This is a genomic window from Roseovarius sp. Pro17 (assembly GCF_035599575.1).
In the GTDB taxonomy this organism is placed as follows: Bacteria; Pseudomonadota; Alphaproteobacteria; order Rhodobacterales; family Rhodobacteraceae; genus Roseovarius.
On the sequence record NZ_CP141179.1, the window covers coordinates 4,122,432 to 4,145,572 of the forward strand.

Here is a 23,141-nt window from a genome sequence, read left to right on the forward strand (position 1 = left end):
CAGCAAGGTAGGCAGAGAAGGTGTCAGGGGGCAAGGGCGCGTTGTGAGGGCAAGCGAGGGTTTGATTTGCAGGTAAGGCCAACTCAGCATTTCACTCCAGCAGCCGAATGTACTCAAGTGTGGACCAGCAGGGTAGGTCGCGGACCGACGGGACTATCCGGCTCACTACATGATTTTTTTGGCTGGCAACGCACTAATTTGGATGGTGAATTTACTCAAGGATCGAGTGTATCGCTGTAAGCGTCAGGTGCGGCCGCTCGCGAGACCCGTTGTCTGCCCTTCCAAATCATCTCGGCGTCAGGCCACCCTCTCGCGACAGTGCTGCGCACTGCTCTGCCGGGCAGCGGATCGACAGCGAACCATGCTTCTTCAAGGCCCAAGTATAGTTTGTCCAGCCCTTGCCGTGTTGCGAAATCCGCTCAAATGGAACGGGTCATCTCACAACTCTTGCTTTACTTGACCATAGGCCAACAGGGCAAACAGCCCCGTACCACCCAGTATATTGCCGATGAGCATCGGGAATATATGGTTGATAAAAGCGGTAAAGATATTCATCTCGCCGATCAGCACCAGATTGAAAATCTCATTTGATCCTGCAACGACATGGGTAAATCCACCCGCCGCGATCAGCCATGTGAATAAGATGATAACGACCACCTCAGAGCCTTTTGTTGAGGGCAGCATCCACACTAATGCCGCGATGAAAAAGCCCGCTGGAATGCCACGCAATAGCGTTGTTGATGGAGGCAAATCTGCAAGATGATGGGATATCTCGAAAATCGCAGACAGTACTTCGTCTGTGAGAATGCCACCATGCACAGCGATGGCGGCCGTAAAGAACGTTCCAAACATGTTTGCAGCAAAGACAATACCCCACAGGCGCGCGGTGCGGTAAAAATGATGTCGCGTTGGGCTGGCCAGAACAGGTAGCACGACGGTTATCGTATTTTCAGTGAACAGTTGAAGCCTGCACATAATCACCAAAACGAACCCGAATGTGTAGCCGAAGCTTTCGATGACCGTCAGATAAGGCGAGTCGCCCCCCACGCCGGACCGGATGACACCCTCGGTCAGGACAGACGTCGAAATTCCGATACCCGCCGCGACACCCGACCACCAAAGCGACGTTTTGGGACGATCCAGCTCCTCTTCGCCTTCGCGCAGAATGACCGAATAGACACTTAACGCTGACAGTTTGCCGTGGTCGGCAACAGCCTCTCGTTCGTCCTTGGTCAGCGATTTTTCGGTTTGCGTCGGCATCTCCTCACGAGACTCCCGCCTTTCCTTCTTGGCACGGGTGTCATCGTCGCGCTTCCGATCCTTTGAGGGTTCATCAGACGAGGTGTCGTTATTTTCGATCTTGTCGACGATAGTGCTGTCCTTTTTCATAGAGAATTTTGCCAAGTGATGGAGAGCTAGAGCTCTTTCAGATTTATGTAGTCGCGCGGTAGCCCTGCCATTGAAAAACGAGAAGACTGTCCGCCTGCGGTCTAAAGCTTGCCGGTCCATCTAGTAGCGCGTTGAAATGGGGCGTCAGCATTGTTTTTCAAGTTGAATTTTCGGCACCGCCGCTGTCCTTTTTCGCATCAATCTGCCGCAATTGACGGCGGTTGTATGTCCTGCAACCATTCGTGCCAAACTACACCCGAAAACTGCCTCAGCTGGGGGCTGTCCACGCGATGAGACAGTTTATGGCTATCGCATGGTTGCCGCCTCGCTGAGAGACGCAGGCTACTCTCGCGCATGTAAACATGCCTTGCCGGGCGACAGGCAGGTGACTGATCAACGTCTCTCTTGTAGTTCGCCAGCAAACCACTGCAGGGCAACAGTTGACAGGGATAATGAATAGCCGGTTAGTGGCTCGCAGAGTTCCCGCTACTCACTCTCTAAAAACTTGGAAATCTCTGATGACACGGCTTGCCAGTCGGTGAACTCGTGTTCTCCGGCACTCAGGTCGTAGTCCCGATCACGGAGAACAACATGCTGGATAACCTGCGTGGCGAAGTAGTCGTATTCGCCGATGCGAACAGCGCCCGCTACCAACATTTCGACATCAGGTGTAAAGCCCGTGCTAATTTTAAGTTCACTTACGTAGTTTTTGGCTTCGCTCAGGCCTTCGGGGAATGCGGCGTTCAGGCTAACCGACATCAGAAGTGTTTTGCGCTGCTCCAGCGCGCTTCGCGAGGCTTCAAAAAGTGCTTCGAAGGTCTTGGGGTGCCGCCGTTGGTGGACTGGTGCCGCGAGAATAACGGCGTCCATACTCTCAAAATCAAGTTTTGTGGGATCATCAGCGTTGGCCAGCACAGCTTCATGCCCCAATTCTTTGATATGCTCGGCGGCGAAACGGGCAATTTTGAATGTTTGCCCCTCAACCGTTGCGTAAATGATGAGTACCTTCATCTGGACCTCCTCCTGTCAGGATCAGAGCCGGACTCCGTGCCCGGTCTCGGAGGCTGAGCTTGGCGCTGCGGGCCGAGAAGAAATTGGCCCTGCGCGATGGCTCCGCACGCAGTGAGTGCCCGAACTTGCAGTTGGCATCTGGTCTACACATATGGCGGACGGGTTCATGGGTCGTTGACTTAGGTCAAACAGCAAGGCCAACGTCTTTAACAGCGTTAACAACACGTCTCCATTTGCCGAAGCATCAGCGAACAGTGCGATTGTTGGGTGTTTGCGGTGGCCCTCCAGAGGTGCCAACGGAGGTTTATGATAGCAAAAATCTGACCCAGAGGTGGCCGTTCCGGACCTGAGTGCTTGTTGAGCGCGCCTGAATGGCCGCAGCGAGGCTTTCGTATATCTTTGCCAAAGGCAGCGTCTAATTATTGTCAGGCAATCTTTGGACGGACGCTATCTAGAAATCTTGGGTATGGTTTAGTCGTTCTGCCGTCTACTGACGCGTGCTGGCACACCAACCGCCACGCAACCGGCCTCGACATCATCTAGCACGACTGCATTTGCCCCAATTGTTACGTCGTCACCAACGATGATTTTGCCGATCAGCACGGCACCGGCACCAATATCGACCCTGTCGCCAATAACCGGTCGCCCAGCCTCGCTATTGGTCCGGACAACGCCAAAGGTAGTGTTCTGCCGGATGATGACATCGTCCCCAATTCTATGTGCAACCAGTATCATACCGCCGAAATGCTCAAGCTTCACTCGTCGTCCAACATAGGTCGTGTAGGGCAGCTCGATACCTGCGAACCACTGACAAGCCTTGAACATCACCCTGTAAAACAGGCTTAGAGGCATCCGTACAACCCGTGGCTTTATCGACATGCGCCAGTTGCCAAAGCGGTGCCAGAACAGCGCCCAAAACCCTTGGGCGAAAAATTCACGATCATGGGTGATGAAATCTTCGCGCACCAGTGTCCAGAACCCGACCCCATCCGGGTTCGCGTTATGACGGCCCGGATTTCGTTTCTGAAGGCTTACTTCACCAAAGATCGCATTTGTATTTATCAGATCTTTAGCCACGGGGCGCTCGCAACAGTGGACCAACGGCGTAGCGCCAGAAGTCAGGTATGACATTTTCCGTGGAACTGTTCGATCTACCACGTAATTTCGCCACTATGTAGCCGCTTGCCGTTCCCGCGACAAACGCCAAAGCCGCTAGAGTCGCACCTATCCGCCCATGCGCGTTGATGTGGTAATACTGCCAAGAGTGATACCAATATGCAGGTCTGCGATTGCGGTTTTCGCTTTTTACGCCTGTTGCGGCGCCCTCTACATGGATCACGCGGGCTTCGGGCAAATACCACGTCTTCCATCCGATGCGCCGGGCCCGGCGCATCAGATCGACCTCTTCGAAGTAAAGAAAGAAACCGGGGTCAAAGAAACCGACATCGCGCAATGCCTTCATCCGACAGATCACCGCCGCTCCAGCAACCCAATCGACTTGGCCAGTAGGGTGATCGGGCGACAGCGGCACTTGCCAGCGGTGCAACAGTCTGGTGATTGGGCCGAAATTGCACTGCGTGGCGAAAGTATCGGCGATACTGGGAAAGCGGAACGCGGCTGTCACAGGGTTACCGTCTGGCTGGGTGATACCCGCGCCAACCATGCCGACATCGTGGTGGGAATCCAAAAAGGCCCCCATTCGCGTGATCACATCGTTCTCAAGCTGCGCGTCGGGATTCAGCAGCAAAACTCTGTCTGGAGGGACATCTTGAGCGGCAAGCTTTTGCAGAACAAGGTTGTTGCCGCGTCCAAATCCATGGTTCTGGGTTTCTGGGTGAAGTATGACATGCGCGGCCCAGTCCTCATCGCTGTGGGCGCGTGTGAGTGTGTCAGCGTCATCACCGGGTGACGCGTTATCAAGCAGATGCACAGTTACATCGTCCAAAGCCAAGTTCAGGACACTTTGCACAGCCGCAATCGCCAGCGCAGCAGTTCCATAGTTGATGATAATCACAGCTGTCGATGGCATGTCTGTCGACCTCGGAAGAATTGCAAAATTTGTCTGGTAGCGTCGCGCGCATATCCAACAAAACTGGCTTGTAGAAGTTCCAAGGCATGAGCTCGTTGATGCGTACCGCAGGATGACTGGCTGCGACAACCTGATTTGTTCCAGCTGTTTGCGGGACGTCCCATATGCGGCGCTGTCCAGATTCTCGCGTTCGTTACGGTCGAGGGGAAATGCATTCCCAGAACAGAAAGCCTGATTCCTTTTACCTTTGCGTGATCAACAGGGACCGGCTTCCAAGAATCGGTGGCATCACAGCAAAATGGTTCCCCCCAAGACATGCTATACGTCCCGCCAAAGTGATTGTATTTAATGGATTAGCCGTCAAAAGGAGAGACGAATGGGACTGTTTAATTTCTGAAAGAAATCCGGCAAGAATGTTGCGGATCACCCAACAGCAGATGCTCTAAATAAGGAGGTCGCGGATCTTGGTCTGGACGCCAAAAGTCTCGACATTTCGGTCGAGGGTGACAAGGTGAAAATCAAAGGCAAGGCGGTGTCTAAAGAGGTCCGCGAAAAGGTCATTTTGGCTGTCGGGAACGTCGCAGGCGTAGCCGAAGTTGAAGACGATCACGCAGACGAACCAGTGTTCCACACCGTTGAAGCGGGCGACAACCTTTCGGCCATCGCTAAGAAGACGCTTGGTAGCGCAAACCGTTACATGGAGATCTTTGAGGCAAACAAGCCGATGCTGAGTCATCCGGACAAAATCTATCCCGGTCAGGTTCTGCGCATTCCGCAAGACACTAAAGCCTGATTTAATAGGTCGATATCTGACAAGGGCTGCCTTCGGGTGGCCCTTAGTCAACGCGTTGGACTATCACTGCCTCCAGGCGCTGTTCCGGAGCCTCAAGAGCGGCACATTCACAAAACCAGTTTTAAACCACTGATATCGGTGAAAGACTTCGCATGGCTTGCGTAGAGAGCAGTTTCGCTACCGTTTCGTCGAGTGATATTGGATAGTGGCCATGACGCCACCCCGCGTCGAGGATGATGCGATCATAGCCTACTTTTGCGATATGATCGAAGACGTGAGCATTAACCTCATTACAATTTCTTCGATGCGTCAAACTCTCAAGCATTGGCATTGGCATTGGCATTGGCATTAGCATTAGCATTAGCGGGCAACCGCTTGCGGTCAATTGCGTCAAAGCCATCCCGTCGCCCATAAGATTTGCCAATCCGAGATACAGCGATGCACCGTGGCTGTCGCCCGACAACAGGATGTTTGTCTGCCCCGTTTCAAAACATTCCTTAGGGTGAATAGCTTTGGTAATGCTCTGCAATAGACACGTTCCAACGCGGGCGCATTTTGCCCACTGAAAGTCTATTTCAGCCTGGTTGAACGAATTTTGGCCCCTAACAGATGGCCGTATGCCGCTATAGCAATCAGGAAAGATGCGACGCAGGCACTACTCAGGAACACGTTTCGTTGCTGCGGTAAAAGCGGGTCGGATCGCCTGCGGAATGGCGCCTCAACATACTCTCCCTTCGTGGTTTATAGAGCAATAGGTTGCAACTGAAGGAAACGCACACAATTTCCATTTTGAGAAATTTCATGGAATGAAAGTGAACCGCTGTCGTGGTGACGGCGGCGTTCAGCGTCTGCTTCTTGCCTTTTCGTTCGGCTTTCGCTGAACCCTACATTTTACTTGTCCTTGAACCTGTCGCTTTCGGCCTGAATCTGGACGATATTACTATGATGCAGTGGCCGGTCTGGCGCGACATCTGTGAGCAGACGATGCTTTGCAACGGGTTGATACCATGCGCCAACGGTGAGGTTTGAAATCTTGATCATCGGAATATTTTCGCATTAAGCAGAAAAGAACTGAAAAAACTAATGCGCCTGTTTGATGTGCAATAGTGGATATGCAATCTGGTCGATGATTGGCAGGATAGAACGGCTTAGCGTATGAAATAAATCAGGAGTCGCCCTTTGATCTGCGCAGAAGCAGATGGAGTGCGTTCACAGCAATCATTGCAATGCCGCCCAGCTCGAGTATCCAGTTCATGTGAATGCTGCCTATTTTATGTCCGATGAAGTGGTCAAAATGATGCAATCCGGCGGCACGAATGGCGACGAATGCAAGCAGAAAGGCGATCCCGATCAAAGCAAGCCAAATATTCACCAGTTCCTTTCGCATCGCCCAAGCCAATAATAGCGCTGCCAGAAGGCTTGTTCCAATAATCAAAAATATGAACTTGATTTGTACGGATTGACGTTCAGCATACCAGCCCTGCGCCTTGGCTAAGCACCGTCCTGCTGCGGTCAAAGCTGACTGCAAATCAAGCTGCTTATTAATCGCCAACAAAAGAAGAAGGGCTAACAATCCCAGCCAAAATATGCGTTGCCGACCGGCTTGCCGGTAGAAAACCAGCGCCGCCAATACGCTGGCCGCGACGTATGAGGCTACTGTTATCCACCCCATCAAGGTTGGATCACCTATCGTCGGCGACCAAGTCGTGAAAATGCAAGCTGACAGCTCAGTTAGGCTCAAAACACTTTCCAATTCGGGATTGTAGTAGCGCCAATAGAATGAACTGGGAAATAGTGTAGGAAACGGATGACAAGCAGTCAAGCCGACCGCCGACGCGAAGTTAACAGGCTAGCTTAGTGGACGTTGTTAGAGCAACAAAAGCGTTACGGGATATTGTTCATTCATAACAATATCTCGGAATGCCATGATTGGTTGGCAAGCGAAATCACTAACAGTGAGGTCTGCGCCAACGGGAACCAAGTCCGGACGCTGTGTGGAGACGCGGATGAAAATGTTGTCCGCTAAGTTTTTCGGATATAGGTGCCTTGACGACGCCAAATTGATCCCAAAACTAAGTTCGACCTATACCCTGCAACAGTTTTTCATCCATACGGTCACCGTGAAGAACGGAGACATCGCCCGTCGTTTCAAGCACTACCGCGCGAACACGCGACAGATCGAGAGCATTGGCCTCGCGCAACTTTGCGGTCAGGTCATCTTCGGAAACACGGGTCGCACGTAAAGCGTCTTGAAAAATGATACCATCCCTCGTCAGAAGGGCGGGGGAATTCTGGACCACCTCGTCGAAACGGGGCAAGCGTTGGCGCATCTTAGCCACAATATACTGCATCAGAAAAAGAGCAGCCATTGCGACAAGGCTTTGCAGGAAACTCGTCCACTGCGATGACTGAGACGCGCTGGCAAGCAGCGATCCCATTGCGATAGTCATGACGAAATCAAAATTGGTGGATATCGGTGAAAAACTCGACCCGCTAAATGTTGTGTTTCTGGCCGTAGAATATGGTTGATTACCTGCCATCCGGCTAATTCAATTGATTTATTAATGTGGAGGGTGGCGCTATGATGGGGCAAGTCGAACCGTAGGAGCAACTTTTCTATCGGCTTCGGTTGGAAGATTACATTCCTGAGGATCATCTGCTGCGCCACGTGGATCGATTTGTGGACTTCTCAGCCCTCCGCACTGAACTTGCTTCGCTTTACAGCCACACAGGCCGCCCGTCGATTGACCCTGAGTTGATGATCCGGATGTTGCTTGTGGGCTATCTCTACGGCATTCGGTCTGAGACTCGGCTTTGTGAGGAGGTGCATCTGAACCTCGCCTATCGTTGGTTTTGTCGTCTCAGCCTTGAAGGGGCGGTGCCCGAACGCTCAACATTTTCCAAAAACCGACACGGGCGTTTCGCTGATGGTGATGTCATACGGCGTGTCTTTGATCTGGTGGTTGGTGCTTGTGCAGATAACGGCTTGATTGGGGGCGCCGGGGCGTTAATCGATGGCAGCACCATTCATGCTGATGCCAATCGCGCCAGAAAGGCTGCGCCGACAGAGGTCGAAGAGATTTGGGCGACGCATAATACCATATCGCGACCGGTTCAGGACTACCTTGATGGCTTGGAGAATAGCGCGAACCCAGTGCCGGGCCCCAAACACAAGCCGCCCAAATACCTGTCTGAAACAGATCCACAAGCGGTGTGGTCGCTAAAGGATGGTCCGGGCCGCTTCAGCTATGAGGTCAACTATTTGGCGGACGACAAGCACGCCATCATTGTTGATGTTGGGGGCACCCCTGCACGGCTTAGCCAAGAGATTGCCGCCGCCAAAGCCATGCTGGAACGTGAGGTTGCAGGGTATGACCCCAAGACAATCCCAGCGGATAAGATCTATGGAACGGGACCGTTTTTATCTTGGTTGTTGGAACGCAAGATCACGCCCTACATTCCAGTCCTTGATCGCAAGGCTCAAACCTTCGGTAAATTCACACGTGATGCATTCGAGTATGATGCGGCGAACGATCAATATGTCTGCCCGCATGGCCATCAGTTACCCCTCAAGAGTATTGATGAAGACACGCGCGCGAAACGATACAAGGCGACGCCGTCCCAATGCCGTGACTGCCCGCTTAAAAGCCAATGCACAGATGCCCCATCGCGCGCAGTCATGCGGCTGATGGACGAGGAGGCCAGGCAGACCGTTCAAGACTTGGCCGATACAAAGGCGTTTCAAGTTGCCCGCACCCGACGCAAGAAAATTGAAATGTTATTTGCCCACCTCAAACGATGGCAGAAACTAACCCGCCTCAGGCTTCGCGGGTTATCAGGAGCCAAAGAAGAATTCCTCCTCGCAGCCACCGCCCAGAACCTAAAACGCCTCGTGAAACTTGTGCCGACATAGCACCACAAACAGCGCTAAATGACCGAAATCCGCTATTTGAGCGGAAGAAACCCGTTGGGGCTGCGACAAGCACAACATTTAGCGGGTCGAGTTGTTTACCGATATCGGTGGTTTTTGAGAACGACCGCAGACCGATGATCCGAACCAGCAGAATGATCCACGCGATGCCGCAGGCGCTTAGAAAGAGGCCTTTGGCAATCGCGTCTAAAATGACATCTTCGAAAAACATGGTTGCTCCCTCCCTGATTGCCCGCCAGCGCGAATCACGCGCGCAGAATGTGATTCAAGCGCGCTCGGCCAACTTATCCTTGTCCGCCCGTAAACCGCTGTAACGCAGCCTCGCCCGCGCCGGTTCAATCCAGATTGAATTGGCATGGCAGGTAGGCGGTTACACGGGCGCTCCAAAGGTAGACACCGGCTGGGATGAGGGTTTCCCCGATGAACGATTTTACCGAATTTGCCCCACCGGCCCTCTTTGCCGGAGGTCGCGGACTGGTCGTCGATCTCTATCGCGAGACTAAAGGCAAGCCACTGGGGGCCGGTGCCATCATGCCAACCGACAAAGGCCAACGCCTGAATGGTATCAGTTGCGGTGCCGCAATCCGGAGCGTGGGGTCGATAGATATCGCTTGCGGACTAGGTAGCTTAACGGTTGCCGAGTTCATCTTGGCGCTTACCTTTTGCGTTCCAATGTATTTGATTGGCCCCATATCCGCAGCAACAGATGAGGTTTCCAATGCCCGATAAATCAAGCTGTCTGGTTACGAAACTATCCCATTATGTCGACCTGACCGACGCCGATAAAAACAAGCTGGCAAAGCTGGAGAAATCCGAACGGACCTACGGCGCTGCAGTAGAAGTCTATCAAGGCGGTGACTCGAACGGCGACCTCTACGTGGTCAAGCATGGCTGGGCTTTCAGCTATACCGACTTGCCGGACGGGCGGCGTCAGATCGTCAAGATCCATCATCCGGGCGATATCATCGGTTTTCCGGATGTCGCGCTGAAGCATTTGACGACGACGCTTTGCACAATGGAAGAGGTCTGTCTCTGTCCGTTCCCCAAATCAGCGTTGGATGTAATTCTGAGGGAGTCTCCGCGACTTTCCGCACTTTTGCTTTCAATCGCGCTGCGCGATCAGGTCGTTCTGATTGATCTTCTGCGCGCGATGGGACGGATGAGCGCTCGCGAGCGTGTCAGTTACATGCTGCTCGACCTAATATCCAGATTGCGGGTTACCAACCTGCAGATGACCGATACCATCCGGCTACCCATGACACAAAGTCAGATTGCTGATTATCTGGGCCTCACCAACGTCTATATCAGCAAAACGCTGATCAAAATGGAAGAAGCCGGAGTTATCCGGCGACGCGACAATCATCTTCAGTTGCTGAAAGAAGAAGAGTTAATTGCGCTGACGGATTTCCATGATCGTTATGCCGATATGGACACCTCTTGGTTTCCTGCGGCCTAGCGGAAATTCGCTCATTTAATCTAGTTCTAAGCGGCGTCATCCGACGCGCGATAAATCAGAGACGTAAGGCTGAGTCGCGCAATGTTCGTTAAAGCGGGAACTGACGTTCCCAAGACGACGTTTACGCATCGGTGATCTTATCAGCCCAATTCCAAGCGTCCCTTGCGGCGTTTAACACCTCGGGGGTGAACAATGAAACTCAGACTGCTTGTCGCCAGCGGATTGTTGATTGTCTGTGTTCTGCTCCCTGTCGTTGGCATAGTCGTCTGCGGCGCAGTTCTTGCTTTTCAGGTTGTGCTGATGTGCCTTCGACCCTTGATGGCACACTGCTCCAGACCTGCGAACCGGGCAGGCGGATCGTTTCCGGCGCCTGTGTTTTCCATTCATGTTGCAACCCATTCAGAGCCTGCAGCGATGGTCATTCATACGCTGCAATCGTTGCTGAAACAGGATTGGCCAGCAAGCGACTATGAGATCGTGGTGATGGACAATAACACTTTGAATAACGATCTGTGGCGTCCGGTAGAGGCTTTCTGCGCGCAGTATCCTGATCGCCTAAAGTTCGCGCACCGAATGAATGTGCGCGGCGCCAAGGCTGGTGCGCTCAACATTGCCCTTGAACTTACGCGTGCGGACGCGACGCATATAGTGACGGTGGACGCAGATTACGTCGTGCAGCGGGATTTCCTGAGCATCGCGTCATCGGCGCTGCAACGGACCGGTGCAGACTACGTTCAGTTCCCGCAATCCTACCGCGGGACGGGTGAGGTGGCTGCCGGGGTCGATGCCGAACTGGAGGAATATTTCAGATCGAATGCGATGATCGCCGATGACGCCGAAGCGGTGCTGCTGACCGGCACGCTGTGCGTGATCTCCCGCGATGCTTTGGAGGCTGTCGGTGGATGGTCCGGCGTCACCACCACCGAAGATGCCGAACTGGGCGTAAGGCTGTGCCATGCCGGATATGCTGGACGCTTTATCAATCAAGTCGTGGGTCAGGGACTGCTCCCGTTGTCCTTGAGCGATCTAGAGAAGCAACGATACCGCTGGTGCAGCGGAAACCTGCGGACCTTGCTTCGTCACTTGCCGATCATCCTTGGGCAGGCAAGCTCGCTCAAACTACAACAGCGTCTGGTCGTCATTACGCAACTTACTGCGTGGTTTAATCTGGCTTTGGTGCCTGCGGTCCTCTTGCTCACTGCGCTGCTGCTAGACCGAGCGCCCGCTGCTTTGGTGGCGTTTGCCGCTGCTACGATCGTCCTCAGCCTTCTCGATATCGTCTTGCGCGTGACAGAGCGCGGCATCAACGAAGCGCGCAGTCCTTCCATGATCCTCGCCGCTCTGGCATGCCGCATCGCGTTGGCACCCCAATCTGCGAAGGCGACCCTTGACGGGCTACTTGGCGTCAAATTGCAATTTGTCGTCACGAACAAATCCGGCGCCGAGGAACAACAAAACCGCCCAGCGCCGATCGGTCATATGGTCCTGTTCATTGTCTCGCTTTGTACCCTGATCGTCGTCGGGCCGACACATCTTCTGGTCATCGCAGCGTTGTTCACGCTCATGCTGCCTCTGCCCGCTGCACTGCTTACAAACAAGAGCCTGCGGTCCTATCGCACCTCCATCGCACTGGATAGGGTGAGGGCCACAGCATGAGTAGTGATCCCCTCGCACCGTTGGTCGATATCGTCATTCCGACCTATAATCGCGCTCACCTGATCGCCAAGGCCGCCCAAGCTGCGTTGGATCAGTCATGGTGGAATTGCCGGGTAACCGTCATCGACGATGCCAGCACTGATGATACGGCCGTCACCTTACGCCCATTTTTCGACGATCCCCGTTTCAACTATATCCGACTGATTAATAACCTCGGTACGGCGCAGGCCAAAAACGCTGGCATTCTGCTGACTGACGGCGAGGCCATCACCTTTCACGATTCCGACGATCTGCCGCATCGCGATAAGGTTCTGCATCAGGTGCGTGTGCTGACAGCTTGCAATATCAGAGCTGACGAGTGTCTGAACTGGGCGCTCTCGGGCAAGGTCGCTGGGCAAACGCTGGAGGTGGGCGCAGCGCTGACGCATCACGAACTCATCCTTCCGGACGGGCGGCGGGTGGAAATTCGGCGAGACATTTCGCTGTTTGATGACGTGTTCCCAAACCTCCAGATGGGCAGCCGCGTACCCGGCGAGTGGACGCATATCAACTCCGGCCTCTTTCGCGCCGATGTGCTAAAACGGCTGGGCGGGTTCGAGGATTGCATCGAAGAGGATCGGGAATTTCGCAATCGTCTGATCCTGAACGGCGAAATCGTGTGGATCATTCCCGAGTTGCTTCTGACGAAGATCGAAACACCCGGCAGCCTGACCCAGTCCAGCGTTTCGGATTACAACAGCGCCAAGCGCAAGACCGACCGGCAGCTGGTATGGGGCAAGGTTGATGAATGGCGACGAACCGGTAGGGTCGCGCCTGTTCCTATCGACATCGATGACCTGCACGTCAGTTTTGCCAGCAATCCTTGCAAATTAGTAGCGCGTGATGTGCCCATGACCGCGCGAACCGCCGTCAGGCTAGCCGATATCGTCACATCGCACTCTGCCAGCGCCGTGGCCGCGCAATGAATATCTTGGCCAATTCACCCAACCCACCCTCCGTCGCATTTGTCGATCCGTGTTGCGCGGGTGGCTATGATTTGCCCGATCTAGAAACGGGCGGGCTGGGCGGTACCGAGGCGACCGTTTTGCGTGTCGGGGCAGCCTTGCGGCGCCGTTTCTGCGTAACGCATTATCAGGCTGGCCGAACGAATTGCATCCAGTCTGCTGCGGGCGAACTGCGCCCCCTCGGTAAGCCATTTCATGCGCAGGCCGCCGACGTGATGATCGTGCTCAACCGATGGAAAGTCGCGGTCAAGCTGCGCAAGCGGTATCCCGACACGCCGATTTTTCTATGGCTCCATGTTTACCCCGGACGGCATAACCGCGCGATGGGCGCGGCTCTGAAAGCTGCTGGAATAACCGTCATATGTGTCTCGGGGACACATGCGAGATCGCTTGCGACGTTTCTCGGACGGTCGGACTGTCCGGGCGTCACGTTCATTTACAATCCGGTCGCCGATGATCTGCAACCCGACGGTTCGGCCCGCGATTCGAACATGCTTCTCTTCGCCAGTTCGCCTCATAAGGGACTTGGACAAGTATTCGAACAGTTTGCGGCTCTGCGCTTGTCTGTCCCCAGCCTTACTCTTGCCGTTGCGGATCCGGGTTATCTAAGGTGGGATACAGGCACCGTGCCGGATGGCGTGTCATTTCTGGGCGCGCTGCCGCATCCAACGCTTGTGCGGCACATGCGACAGGCGCTCTGCCTATTTTATCCGCAAACCTCCTTTGCCGAGACGTTCGGCCTTGTGTTGGCCGAGGCAAATGCGGTGGGCACGCCTGTTCTGATCCACGAGGGTCTGGGCGCGAACGATGAGGTCGTGGCCGATCCAGACCAGCGGATCGACGGGCATGACCCAGCTGCCATCCTCCATAGGATTGTCGAGTGGCGGCGCACCGCTCCGCTTGTGACGGTCAATCCCGCATTTCGATTGGCCAAAATCGCGGATGTCTGGGCCGAGTTTCTACAAAGCGCGCTCAGGCGGGGGCCAGCCAACGCCGCTGCGTATTTGCCTGCGCGGGAGGCTTAGATGATGCCGCTATCGACTATAAGTCCAGCGACGCCGTCCTCCAAAGCAAGCCAAGGCGATCTCACGGCAGATCTGTTGGCGAAATTGCTGAACGGAGCAGAGGCTGAGGAAGCCGGTACGCGTCCTATCGGTAGCTCGATAGACTTGCTAAGATCGGCCAGCCTACTGAACGCGGACAGATACGAGCAGCCGGACCTAACTGCCAGAATGCTGATGAGGGTCGGTGCGGCCAACCTAAGCGTCGGGCGTTTGTGGGAGGGGCACATAAACGCGTCCGCTTTGATCGACCTTTACGGATCGCCCGGCCTGAAGTGCCGCGTTCGCACGCTGATCGCTCAGGGCGCGTTCCTGGGTGTGTGGGGGGCGGATGCCGACGTTCCGGTGACGTGGACGGCGCCGCGCACCTGCCTGAACGGTGCCAAAATGTTCGCCTCCGGCCTTGGAACGGTGACCCACGCTGTTGTCACGGTCAATTCTGGCCCCGAAGTTTGTCTGGCCTTGGTCGATGTCTCGGATATGGCGCGCGCGGATGCTGGTGTGTGGAACATGCACGGAATGAGGGCGACAGCGTCGGGCAGGTTCGACTTTACGGACTGTCCAATGAGCAGCGTCGATTGGTTGGGAGAGCCCGGCGACTATCTGAAAGAGCCACATTTCGTCGGCGGAGTCTGGCGGATCGCCGCTCTGCAAGCCGGAGCTGCGATTGGCCTTGTTGATCGGGCTGCGGCGCAGCTACGCGCCATGGACCGGATGCAAGCCGAGCCGCAAAAGGCGCGTCTGATGCCTGTTCTAATGCGGGCATGGGCAGGTAGTGCATTGGTCGAGCGTGCTGCGTTGGCCACCATCGACACTGAGTTGGCGACAGAACAGATTGTCAGCACCTCGATTTCCGCCCGACTGCTGACCGAAGAAATCGCGCTGGATGCAATCCGCGCGGTCGAGCAGAGCATCGGGCTTCAGCACTTTGCTGCGGGATCACAGACCGGAAGGATGGCCCGCGATCTGGCGGTCTATCTGCGGCAAGCGGCCCGCGATGCGTTCCAGCAACGCGCGTCGGAACATGCCTTGGGCCGGGAAGGCAATGCTTGGGGGGTATTTGGATGATGCTGGACCGCGCCCCGCACCTGTCCAATATTGTGCCCTCACATGACAAGCTGGTCGTGCTCGCGCCGCATCCGGACGACGAGTCGCTTGGTTGTGGCAAGCTGCTGGCGCGGGCATTCGCGGGTGGGGGTGCTCATGTAATCTGCATAACGGACGGAAGTGCGTCGCACCCGAATTCGCAGGAATGGCCGCCGGCCCGGCTGGCGCTGTGCAGACGAGGCGAAGTGACAAGCGCAGTGATCAGACTAGGCGGCACGGCCGCTGATGTGACGTGGATGGGCCTTCCGGATGCCAAGCTCTACCAGCTTGATCCGTTCGGTATCGCTTCGGACCTGCTGCCAATTCTTGATGCCTGCGCAGCCCGGCATATCTTTGTTCCCGCTGCCGAGGACCATCACGAAGACCACAAGGTTGTGGCCGAGGTCGCCAGAATCCTGCGCCGGATGCGCCCTGACTGGTCTTACTACAGCTACCCGGTCTGGTGCCGCTGGGATGATCCTGACTTTGATCGCAAGGTGCTGACGCATGATCCTCTGTTTCTCGACGCCCCAGTCTGGCGTGCGGCGAAACGTGATGCGATCGCGGCGCATCAAAGTCAGCTGGGGCAGATCGTCTGCGACGACCCAAGCGGCTTCACGCTGCCTTCAGCGCTGATTGAAAAGTTCGTCGATGGCGATGAGATTTTTTGGAGGATGCCGTGATGGGCGTGGACCTTGAACATCTTCATGGCTTGTACGCGGGCGGTGATGATCCGTGGGCCTTCAGGACCAGCGCGTATGAGCAACAGAAATTTGCGCAGACCCGCAAAGCATTGGCGCGCGCACATTACCAATCGGCCTTCGAACTGGGCTGCGGCAACGGACAGCTTGCGCACCATTTGGCCGGTATTTGCGCAAGCTACACCGGCATGGATGCGGTGGATACCGCTCTGGAGGCGGCGCGACATACTGTTCCGACAGCCAACTTCGTGAAAGGTTTCTATCCCTGCGCTCTTCCCAGCGATCATTTCGACCTGCTGATATTTTCCGAAATCCTGTACTTTCTGGACGAGGACAGCATAGGCGCGCTTGCCACGGACGTCGCTGCAAAGTGGCCCAATGCCGAGCTGATCTGCGTGTCCTACCTCGGCCCGTCTGGCAACGAACTGCAGGGTTGTGAAGCGGTTGGGATGTTCACGCATGCCTTACGTGCCACTCATGCGTTCGATCTGGTCCAGCAGACCGAAGGATATCGCATTGATCGCGGCCTGCCGAGGGACGGATCATGATGTGTGCCGCGCCCAAAGATGTCGCTGTCATCATTCCCGCCCGAAACGAGGCAGAGCGGATCGGTGCCTGTCTGGCAGCCTTTGCCGGGCAACGGAGCAGGGCCACCGTCATTCTGGTCGTCAACAACACGACCGATGCGACGGCCGAGATTGCCCGCGCTGCAGCAGAGCGTGATAACGTGGATCTGAAGGTTCTGATCTGTGTCCTAGGCCCTACGGACGGTGTCGGCGCGGCCCGGCGGATAGGGTGCGATTATGCCCTGCGCCACATGCTCCAGCTGCGCTATCTTATGACGACAGATGCCGATTGTATCGTCGCGCCGGACTGGATTGCCCGCAACGTCCAACATCTTGAAACTGCGGATGTGGTCTGTGGCAGGGTCGAGTTGATCGAGAGCGAAAAGGGCATTCTGAGCGGGATGAATCACGCTCTCGCCACGAATGAGGGGCGCTATCGAACGCTGGTTCAGAGGCTATACGCCAGATACGCCGCAGGCTCTGCGCAGCTTGGTGGCACTCATGGCGAGGCGGCGGGTGCCAGTATAGTCTTTAACAAAGCCGCATATCTTGCCGTGGGCGGGTTCGAGCCTGCCGGATGCGGCGAAGATCGCCAGTTTGTCCGCGCATTGCGATCCTCAGGGTATCAAGTGTTGCACGCCGACGACGTCATCGTTCATGCCTCTTGTCGTTTGGCGGGGCGGGCGGTTGGCGGGATGTCCGACGCCCTGAAGGCTCGTATCGAAGGTACCGATTATCTGGTCGACGACTGCCTGCCTGCCGCCGATTGGCTGGTAAGGTCGGCAGTCGCTGGAACGCTTGGCGTGTGGCCACCGCTGGTGCCCGCCGAACGCCGCGTCCACGTGCAGGACCTGCCCGCGAACATATCGGCGCTCGAGACATTTTTCAGATCAAGGAGAGTCGCTAAAGCGCGCTCCACTTTGATTGCCCGGACCCAACGGACGGCGTGGTCGCATCCCGCCGGGCGTTGGCCGGGCGATGGACTGGCGGCATCTGCCGCCGCCCCGGCAACGTGGGACCCCCCCGGTTGCCAGCAACCCGACCTCAGCCGCACCAGCGGCAGGATCTACATTGAAAGGAAACTGAAATGACGACGTTAAAAGATCTCTACACCGAAGAATTGCAGGACCTGTGGTCCGCGAATGAACAGATGTCCGAAGTAGTCTCGGCGATGGCCGACAAGGCCGAGGACATGAAGCTGACCGACCGCCTCAGTTCGGCCAAGGACGGTATCGATCAGCATACTCGCCTGCTCAAGTCCCTCCTCGAGGAATCTGGCGCAGAGGTAAAAAAAGAGCACTGCAAAGGCATGGAAGGCCTCGTCAAAGAGGCTCGCAAACATGCTGTCGATAGTGACATGCAGGGCGCCGCACTCGATGTCGCGATCATCGCCCAATACCAGCGCCTTTGCCATTACGGCATTGCAGGGTTCGGCACGACCAAGGCCTTTGCCGAGGCGCTCGGAAACGATGTTGCCGCGCAAAAGCTGGATGCGGCTTTGGACAAAATCTATGGGTCCGACGACTTCATGACTGATCTCGCCGAGCGATCGCGCAACGTCGATGCAATCGCATAGCTGTCTTCAACAGAGGTGAGGCGGAGTTCCCACCTCACCAACCTTAAACAGGCAAACCTACATGAGGAGAATCAGATGATCGACGCGAACGACGCGATAACTAAGCTTTATAACCAACTTTGCGAAACCCAAGATCAGTACGCGACTCTGTTTGCGAAGGTCAAAGATACTGAGTTTGGCGATGTGATCAGCACGATCCTGTCACGCCGAAAGGATAATATCGCAGAACTGAGAGTCTACCTCTGCATCAAAAGGACCGACGTTACAGACGCTCCGCGCAGCGATGCGGTAGCCGTGTCGTCGCCCCTAGAGCTGGTCGCGAATGAGAGGCGTATTCTGGCAGCTTACGACAAGGCAATCGCACCTATTTCGGGCAGGCATGAGAAGTTCGACTTTCTCGTTGCGCAACATAAGTGGCTGCAAAGTTTCGTGGCTAATCTGTCGGATGCTCTGTCGATAAATGCGTAGTGGCTGTTGCCGCCGCTGTTTGGGTCATCGCAGCCGCATAATCGCTAAATGCTGTTTTCGCGGAACCAACGATGGCTGATCTACCTTAACTACACACCCAACAAGAATGTGAACATTCATCCTGAATCGAGGAAAATATGTACGGAATTTTCTATCTCATCGGATTGATCGTGGTGGTCCTCGCCATCCTCAATCTCGCGTTTTAAATCCATAGGAGAGTAACATGACCAAATCGACCTCACCTACTTCAAAGGACATCAAGGCCAAGGCCAAATCCGTGTCCGAAGATCTGAGCAGCAGTGCGCGCGAGACCGCTCAAGACGCTGCAGGCGCCGTACGCGAAGAGGCCGCGCGCCGTGCTGACAGTGCCAAATCCGGTGTTGCCGACGAAGTATTGGACATCGCATCGGCACTGCGCAAGGCAGCGGACGACATGCGCGACGGATCCCCGCAGGAGCGGACGTTTGGGCAGATCGCAGGCGGTCTGGCAGATGTTTCCGACTCAATCCGCGGCAAGGATCTGGGCGAGATGGCCAGCGAGCTGACCACATTCGCCAAGCGCAACCCCATGCTGTTCTTGGGCGGTATCGCCTTGGCCGGTTTCGCCGCCACGCGCTTTGCCACGGCGTCTGCGCGACGCGACGATGACGGCGCGCCATCGCAGAGCTCATCCGAGATTTATGCGGGTCGGCATACGTCCGGCGCCCCTGCCGACTTTTCCCCCGTAACGCCCAACCGGGCAGGAGGCACGTCATGAGCGATCCGACAAGAAAGTCCACGACCGACATGCTGGGCGACGCCTTGAACCATGTCAGCAGCCTGGTGCGAAAGGAAGTCGATCTGGCCCGCGCTGAGGTCTCGGAAAATCTGAACAAGGCGGCTGTGGCCATCGGGCTAATCGTCGGCGCAGTTATCATCGCCCTCACGGCGTTGAACGTGCTGTCGGCTGCTCTGGTCGCTGCCATCACCAATGCGGGTATCGACGCAGGCTGGAGCGCGCTGATCGTCGGTGCGGTTTTCGCAATCATCGCATTCGTGATGGTCGGCAAGGGGATCAACGATCTCAAGCTGTCCAGCCTCGCACCCTCGCGCACCGCCAAAAACATCAAGCGTGACGCCAACGCAGTAAAGGATGCCTACGATGACAAGTGATAGCAAATCCCCCGAAGAGATCGAGCGCGAGATCGAACGTGAGCGCGCTGGCCTCAAAGACTCCATCGAAGACCTGCAGGACCGCTTTTCTTTTGACGGCGTTGTGCAGCAGGTCGGCGATCAATTCCGCGAGCACGGCGGCGATTTCGGTCGCTCGGTAGCGCAATCGGCGCGGGACAATCCCGTCGCATTGGCCCTGACCGGTATTGGGCTGGCGTGGATGATGTTTGGCGGCAATCGCAAGGCCGACACCCGCGATGATCGCTACACTGCGCCCCGTGGCAGTCATACGGATCGCTTGGACCACGACGTTCCAGATTACGCAGCGCGGCGCGGTGCGGCCTATTCCGGCCCCAAGTCGGAAGCTGCGCGCAATACCGGCCGTCAACCCAATTGGGCACGCGATTGGGGCCACGACGAACTGGGCGCCTCACATGGTGCCACCAGCTCGGGTAGGTCGCTGGGTGACCGGGTGTCAGGCGCAGGCGCATCCATCAGGGATACGGCTGGCAGTGCCAAAGACGCGATCGCCTCCGGTTCGTCCTCTGCCGCGCAGTCGGTATCGTCCGGCGCAGCTTCGGCGCGGGACACGGCCTATGATGCGGCCAGCAGTGCGCGCGATACAGTCGGCAATGCCGCGCGGGGCGTGCGCGACACTGCCGGCAATGTCTGGAGCAGTGCATCACAGCGCGCAGAAGCGTTGCAGGCCCGCCTGTCCGAAGGGACCGAGCATCTGTCCGAGGAAGCGCGCGAGCGCATCGCCGCTGCCCGCGCCCGTGCCATCGACGCACGCGACGAAGCGGCGCGCCGCCTTAGCCGCGGTAGTGATCAGGTAGCGGATTTCTACGACGAACATCCGCTTGTCGTTGGCGCAGTTGCCTTCGCCGTCGGCGCGGCCATTGCAGGCGCATTGCCTCGCACTCGGATAGAAGACGAGTATGTCGGCGGCTACAGCGACGACCTTTATGACGAAGCCGAACGGATCTATTCCGAGGAGGTTGAGAAGGCACAAAAGGTCGTCAAAGCCGGTGTGGACGAAGCCAAGAACGTCGCGTCGGAGTTTAAGTCCGATGTCGATAGCGCGGCGCCCGGCGACCAAAGTGCAACCGATGCCGCAGTGAGCAAGGCCAAATCGGCAGCGAACCGCGTCGCCGATGCCGCCAAGGACAAGGCGGACGAGGAGAACCTCGGCAACATCAGCAAAGACATCAAAAACAGTTAAGACTGTGGGCGGCCCGTCATCTGGGCCGCCCATCGATTGCAGAGATCAATCCAAGGAGTGCCCTGATGAGCCGAGGACGTCATGCCGAAAAACCGACAGACCTTCCGGCCAAGGGGTGGAAGGACATTGCGCTGCGCGTCAAGGACGAGATGGCGGCGGATCATGTTGGCCTCATCGCTGCTGGTGTCGCCTTCTATGCGCTTCTGGCGATTTTCCCCGCGTTGACCGCTCTTTTGGCGATCGGCGGCCTCCTGGTTGAGCCGACGCAGATCGTTGACGAGTTGCAGACGTTGACCTCGATCATGCCCGAGGAAGTGGCCTCAATTATTCTGTCTCAGGCCAAGGATGTCGCAGGGTCGCGTCAGGGAGGGCTGGGCCTTGCTGCCGTTCTTGGCATTGTGCTGGCACTATATTCTGCGTCCAAAGGGATCGGCAGTCTGATCGAGGGGCTGAATGTCGCATATGACGAGGAGGAGGATCGGGGATTTATTTGGCTGAAGGTCATCACGTTCGGTCTGACCATCGGCCTGATGATCGGTGTTCTGTTGGCGATAGGATTGATGATGGCCGTGCCCGCGGCGCTATCCTTTGTTCAGCTTGGGCCCGTGGTCGAGATCATCGTTACCGCGGCAAGCTGGCTACTCATGCTGGTTCTGGTTGCCGTCGCACTGGCCTGCCTTTACCGGTTTGGCCCTGATCGCGACCGTGCCGAGTGGAAGTGGGCCTCTCCCGGTTCGATCATCGCCTGCATCATCTGGCTGGTCGCCTCTGTTGGGTTTGCTGTCTACGTCAAGAATTTTGGATCATATAACGAGAGTTTTGGCTCACTTGCCGGTGTGATCGTGTTGCTCATGTGGCTGTGGATCTCGGCCTATATTGTCCTCATGGGCGCCGAGCTGAACGCCGAGATGGAGGCCCAGACGCGGCATGATACAACCGTCGGGCATGATGAGCCGATGGGCCAGCGCGGCGCTGAAAAAGCGGACAGGCTGGGGGCGCAAAAAGGGTAGATGCTTGGCACAGGCTGAGGGGGAAACCTTGGTATTAGAACTATAAATAGGCGTGCAAGCTGAGCGTAATGTCGGGGTCAGTTCGGCGCCAACGGCATCTTTGATGCGGGTGATCTGGTAGCCAAGGACATGCGCTAGTGTGCCGATAAGCTATGAATGTCGAAGAACTTACTTCTGACCTGGGTCATGCAGGCAAAATTGCGGATCTCGCTTACTGATAGAGGCAACCGGCGCCCACCGCCGAAGCCACGTCGAGATAATCCCTCTCGCGGTTTGTCGGCAAACCACTGCCGGGCATCGGACGCATTGCGTGAAACTGATTGGTCAGCGACTCACAACGCGGAACTTCGACAACTTAATCACCTGAGTTTCAATTTTCCATCGCGGCCATGAAAGGCACATCGCACTTCGCACACCCGCAACACAGGTCTTGGGATAAGTTCGCATGGGGAAAAGGGGGAGTGCCCACTATCAGCCGAGTTATGAAACAGTATTCCCATCAGGCACAAGATTCTCGATCTCGCTTTAAATAGTGAGGCGACGACGGCAGGGCGGAAATCGAACTATGTCCTGCACTTTGATTGCGCGGCATTTCGCCCATAATGGCACGATCATTAGTCGGAGCGGAACTCGGGCGCTGAGAAGTAGTTTAGTAATCATCAAAAACTTTAACCTAAACGAGGTAGCACAATGGATCACTCGAAACATACCCCCCTCCGCGCAGATGAACTGAACTCTTCGACAGTGGAAGGCGCAAATGTATATGGACCGAACGATAGCCATATCGGCGACGTTTCCCACTTTCATGGCACGGGCCAGACCGCAGAGGCCGTACTGGATGTAGGCGGATTTCTCGGCTTGGGCGCCAAGCCAGTGGCTTTGCCAGTCTCAAGCCTGAACTTCATGCGCGACGAAAATGGTAAGGTTCATGCAACGACAAGCATGACGAAAGATCAGTTGAAAGACCTGCCCGAGCACAAGCATTGAGCGCTTGTGAATTTCGCCAACACTAAGGTCGGGGGCCGTTTCA

At 56.0% G+C, this 23,141-nt stretch carries 24 protein-coding genes and 2 pseudogenes; 18 read left to right on the forward strand and 8 right to left on the reverse strand.

Features of this window, described 5'->3' with window-relative positions; genetic code table 11:
• Positions 1-438: 438 nt before the first annotated feature.
• The 4 genes from U3654_RS19870 to U3654_RS19885 form a co-directional block, all read right to left on the reverse strand.
• Positions 439-1,389, reverse strand: a complete 951-nt coding sequence (locus U3654_RS19870; protein ID WP_324753255.1) for a formate/nitrite transporter family protein — start codon at positions 1,387-1,389, stop codon at positions 439-441.
• Positions 1,390-1,875: 486 nt separating this feature from the next.
• On the reverse strand, positions 1,876-2,400 hold the full coding sequence (locus U3654_RS19875; RefSeq protein ID WP_324753256.1) for a flavodoxin domain-containing protein: 525 nt from the start codon (positions 2,398-2,400) through the stop codon (positions 1,876-1,878).
• 471 nt (positions 2,401-2,871) lie between these two features.
• Positions 2,872-3,477: a serine acetyltransferase gene (locus tag U3654_RS19880; RefSeq protein WP_324753257.1), complete on the reverse strand. Its 606-nt coding sequence runs from the start codon at positions 3,475-3,477 to the stop codon at positions 2,872-2,874.
• Positions 3,470-4,414, reverse strand: a complete 945-nt coding sequence (locus U3654_RS19885; RefSeq protein ID WP_324753258.1) for a glycosyltransferase family 2 protein — start codon at positions 4,412-4,414, stop codon at positions 3,470-3,472. The genes U3654_RS19880 and U3654_RS19885 overlap by 8 nt, the downstream gene beginning before the upstream one ends.
• A gap of 439 nt (positions 4,415-4,853) precedes the next feature.
• Here U3654_RS19885 and lysM point away from each other — a divergent pair.
• Positions 4,854-5,222: pseudogene (lysM, locus tag U3654_RS19890) on the forward strand (peptidoglycan-binding protein LysM); the annotation flags it as partial.
• Between the two features lie 121 nt (positions 5,223-5,343).
• Here lysM and U3654_RS19895 read toward each other — a convergent pair.
• The 4 genes from U3654_RS19895 to U3654_RS19905 form a co-directional block, all read right to left on the reverse strand.
• Positions 5,344-5,751: an SGNH hydrolase domain-containing protein gene (locus U3654_RS19895; RefSeq protein WP_324753259.1), complete on the reverse strand. Its 408-nt coding sequence runs from the start codon at positions 5,749-5,751 to the stop codon at positions 5,344-5,346.
• A 362-nt stretch (positions 5,752-6,113) separates the two neighbouring features.
• The gene (locus tag U3654_RS20530; RefSeq protein ID WP_416384536.1) at positions 6,114-6,263 is read right to left on the reverse strand and encodes an ATP-binding protein; all 150 of its coding nucleotides are present in this window, start codon (positions 6,261-6,263) and stop codon (positions 6,114-6,116) included.
• Positions 6,264-6,387: 124 nt separating this feature from the next.
• A complete protein-coding gene (locus U3654_RS19900) occupies positions 6,388-6,894 on the reverse strand; it encodes an isopropylmalate isomerase (RefSeq protein ID WP_324753260.1) in 507 nt (168 codons plus the stop codon).
• A gap of 400 nt (positions 6,895-7,294) precedes the next feature.
• Positions 7,295-7,762 (reverse strand): DUF421 domain-containing protein, encoded by a 468-nt coding sequence (locus tag U3654_RS19905; protein WP_324753262.1) that lies wholly within the window; start codon positions 7,760-7,762, stop codon positions 7,295-7,297.
• Between the two features lie 71 nt (positions 7,763-7,833).
• Here U3654_RS19905 and U3654_RS19910 point away from each other — a divergent pair.
• From U3654_RS19910 to U3654_RS19990, 17 genes and pseudogenes are all read left to right on the forward strand, one after another.
• Positions 7,834-9,135, forward strand: a pseudogene (locus U3654_RS19910) (transposase); the annotation flags it as partial.
• A gap of 438 nt (positions 9,136-9,573) precedes the next feature.
• The gene (locus U3654_RS19915) at positions 9,574-9,882 is read left to right on the forward strand and encodes a hypothetical protein (protein ID WP_324753264.1); all 309 of its coding nucleotides are present in this window, start codon (positions 9,574-9,576) and stop codon (positions 9,880-9,882) included.
• The gene (locus tag U3654_RS19920; protein ID WP_324753265.1) at positions 9,872-10,609 is read left to right on the forward strand and encodes a Crp/Fnr family transcriptional regulator; all 738 of its coding nucleotides are present in this window, start codon (positions 9,872-9,874) and stop codon (positions 10,607-10,609) included. Before U3654_RS19915 ends, U3654_RS19920 begins: the two co-directional genes overlap by 11 nt.
• Positions 10,610-10,927: 318 nt before the next feature.
• The gene (locus tag U3654_RS19925) at positions 10,928-12,265 is read left to right on the forward strand and encodes a glycosyltransferase family 2 protein (RefSeq protein WP_416384609.1); all 1,338 of its coding nucleotides are present in this window, start codon (positions 10,928-10,930) and stop codon (positions 12,263-12,265) included.
• Positions 12,262-13,230: a glycosyltransferase family 2 protein gene (locus U3654_RS19930; protein ID WP_324753267.1), complete on the forward strand. Its 969-nt coding sequence runs from the start codon at positions 12,262-12,264 to the stop codon at positions 13,228-13,230. Before U3654_RS19925 ends, U3654_RS19930 begins: the two co-directional genes overlap by 4 nt.
• Before the next feature lie 5 nt (positions 13,231-13,235).
• Entirely contained in the window at positions 13,236-14,294 is a 1,059-nt protein-coding gene (locus U3654_RS19935) for a glycosyltransferase family 4 protein (RefSeq protein ID WP_324753268.1), read from the forward strand.
• The gene (locus U3654_RS19940; protein ID WP_324753269.1) at positions 14,295-15,398 is read left to right on the forward strand and encodes an acyl-CoA dehydrogenase; all 1,104 of its coding nucleotides are present in this window, start codon (positions 14,295-14,297) and stop codon (positions 15,396-15,398) included.
• Complete coding sequence (locus U3654_RS19945) at positions 15,395-16,099, forward strand: PIG-L deacetylase family protein (protein WP_324753270.1); 705 nt, start codon at positions 15,395-15,397, stop codon at positions 16,097-16,099. The genes U3654_RS19940 and U3654_RS19945 overlap by 4 nt, the downstream gene beginning before the upstream one ends.
• A complete protein-coding gene (locus U3654_RS19950; RefSeq protein WP_324753271.1) occupies positions 16,099-16,665 on the forward strand; it encodes an SAM-dependent methyltransferase in 567 nt (188 codons plus the stop codon). The genes U3654_RS19945 and U3654_RS19950 overlap by 1 nt, the downstream gene beginning before the upstream one ends.
• Positions 16,662-17,774 carry a glycosyltransferase gene (locus U3654_RS19955; RefSeq protein ID WP_324753272.1) on the forward strand — a complete coding sequence of 371 codons (1,113 nt, stop codon included), beginning with the start codon at positions 16,662-16,664 and terminating at the stop codon, positions 17,772-17,774. Before U3654_RS19950 ends, U3654_RS19955 begins: the two co-directional genes overlap by 4 nt.
• The gene (locus tag U3654_RS19960) at positions 17,771-18,259 is read left to right on the forward strand and encodes a ferritin-like domain-containing protein (protein WP_324753273.1); all 489 of its coding nucleotides are present in this window, start codon (positions 17,771-17,773) and stop codon (positions 18,257-18,259) included. The genes U3654_RS19955 and U3654_RS19960 overlap by 4 nt, the downstream gene beginning before the upstream one ends.
• 75 nt (positions 18,260-18,334) lie before the next feature.
• Positions 18,335-18,727: a hypothetical protein gene (locus U3654_RS19965; protein WP_324753274.1), complete on the forward strand. Its 393-nt coding sequence runs from the start codon at positions 18,335-18,337 to the stop codon at positions 18,725-18,727.
• Positions 18,728-18,950: 223 nt separating this feature from the next.
• Positions 18,951-19,484: a hypothetical protein gene (locus U3654_RS19970; protein ID WP_324753275.1), complete on the forward strand. Its 534-nt coding sequence runs from the start codon at positions 18,951-18,953 to the stop codon at positions 19,482-19,484.
• A complete protein-coding gene (locus U3654_RS19975; RefSeq protein WP_324753276.1) occupies positions 19,481-19,879 on the forward strand; it encodes a phage holin family protein in 399 nt (132 codons plus the stop codon). Before U3654_RS19970 ends, U3654_RS19975 begins: the two co-directional genes overlap by 4 nt.
• Positions 19,869-21,101, forward strand: coding sequence for a DUF3618 domain-containing protein (locus tag U3654_RS19980; protein WP_324753277.1), 1,233 nt, complete (start codon positions 19,869-19,871; stop codon positions 21,099-21,101). Before U3654_RS19975 ends, U3654_RS19980 begins: the two co-directional genes overlap by 11 nt.
• A 65-nt stretch (positions 21,102-21,166) precedes the next feature.
• Complete coding sequence (locus U3654_RS19985; RefSeq protein WP_324753278.1) at positions 21,167-22,111, forward strand: YihY/virulence factor BrkB family protein; 945 nt, start codon at positions 21,167-21,169, stop codon at positions 22,109-22,111.
• Positions 22,112-22,801: 690 nt separating this feature from the next.
• Positions 22,802-23,098, forward strand: coding sequence for a PRC-barrel domain-containing protein (locus tag U3654_RS19990; RefSeq protein WP_324753279.1), 297 nt, complete (start codon positions 22,802-22,804; stop codon positions 23,096-23,098).
• The last annotated feature ends 43 nt before the right edge of the window (positions 23,099-23,141 follow it).

Coding starts and splice junctions, on each gene's coding strand:
- U3654_RS19870 (WP_324753255.1), bottom strand. CDS start 1,389: ATGAAAAAGGACAGCACTATCGTCGACAAGATCGAAAATAACGACACC.
- U3654_RS19875 (WP_324753256.1), bottom strand. CDS start 2,400: ATGAAGGTACTCATCATTTACGCAACGGTTGAGGGGCAAACATTCAAA.
- U3654_RS20530 (WP_416384536.1), bottom strand. CDS start 6,263: ATGATCAAGATTTCAAACCTCACCGTTGGCGCATGGTATCAACCCGTT.
- U3654_RS19900 (WP_324753260.1), bottom strand. CDS start 6,894: ATGGGGTGGATAACAGTAGCCTCATACGTCGCGGCCAGCGTATTGGCG.
- U3654_RS19905 (WP_324753262.1), bottom strand. CDS start 7,762: ATGGCAGGTAATCAACCATATTCTACGGCCAGAAACACAACATTTAGC.
- U3654_RS19915 (WP_324753264.1), top strand. CDS start 9,574: ATGAACGATTTTACCGAATTTGCCCCACCGGCCCTCTTTGCCGGAGGT.
- U3654_RS19920 (WP_324753265.1), top strand. CDS start 9,872: ATGCCCGATAAATCAAGCTGTCTGGTTACGAAACTATCCCATTATGTC.
- U3654_RS19925 (WP_416384609.1), top strand. CDS start 10,928: ATGGCACACTGCTCCAGACCTGCGAACCGGGCAGGCGGATCGTTTCCG.
- U3654_RS19930 (WP_324753267.1), top strand. CDS start 12,262: ATGAGTAGTGATCCCCTCGCACCGTTGGTCGATATCGTCATTCCGACC.
- U3654_RS19940 (WP_324753269.1), top strand. CDS start 14,295: ATGATGCCGCTATCGACTATAAGTCCAGCGACGCCGTCCTCCAAAGCA.
- U3654_RS19945 (WP_324753270.1), top strand. CDS start 15,395: ATGATGCTGGACCGCGCCCCGCACCTGTCCAATATTGTGCCCTCACAT.
- U3654_RS19950 (WP_324753271.1), top strand. CDS start 16,099: ATGGGCGTGGACCTTGAACATCTTCATGGCTTGTACGCGGGCGGTGAT.
- U3654_RS19955 (WP_324753272.1), top strand. CDS start 16,662: ATGATGTGTGCCGCGCCCAAAGATGTCGCTGTCATCATTCCCGCCCGA.
- U3654_RS19960 (WP_324753273.1), top strand. CDS start 17,771: ATGACGACGTTAAAAGATCTCTACACCGAAGAATTGCAGGACCTGTGG.
- U3654_RS19965 (WP_324753274.1), top strand. CDS start 18,335: ATGATCGACGCGAACGACGCGATAACTAAGCTTTATAACCAACTTTGC.
- U3654_RS19970 (WP_324753275.1), top strand. CDS start 18,951: ATGACCAAATCGACCTCACCTACTTCAAAGGACATCAAGGCCAAGGCC.
- U3654_RS19975 (WP_324753276.1), top strand. CDS start 19,481: ATGAGCGATCCGACAAGAAAGTCCACGACCGACATGCTGGGCGACGCC.
- U3654_RS19980 (WP_324753277.1), top strand. CDS start 19,869: ATGACAAGTGATAGCAAATCCCCCGAAGAGATCGAGCGCGAGATCGAA.
- U3654_RS19985 (WP_324753278.1), top strand. CDS start 21,167: ATGAGCCGAGGACGTCATGCCGAAAAACCGACAGACCTTCCGGCCAAG.
- U3654_RS19990 (WP_324753279.1), top strand. CDS start 22,802: ATGGATCACTCGAAACATACCCCCCTCCGCGCAGATGAACTGAACTCT.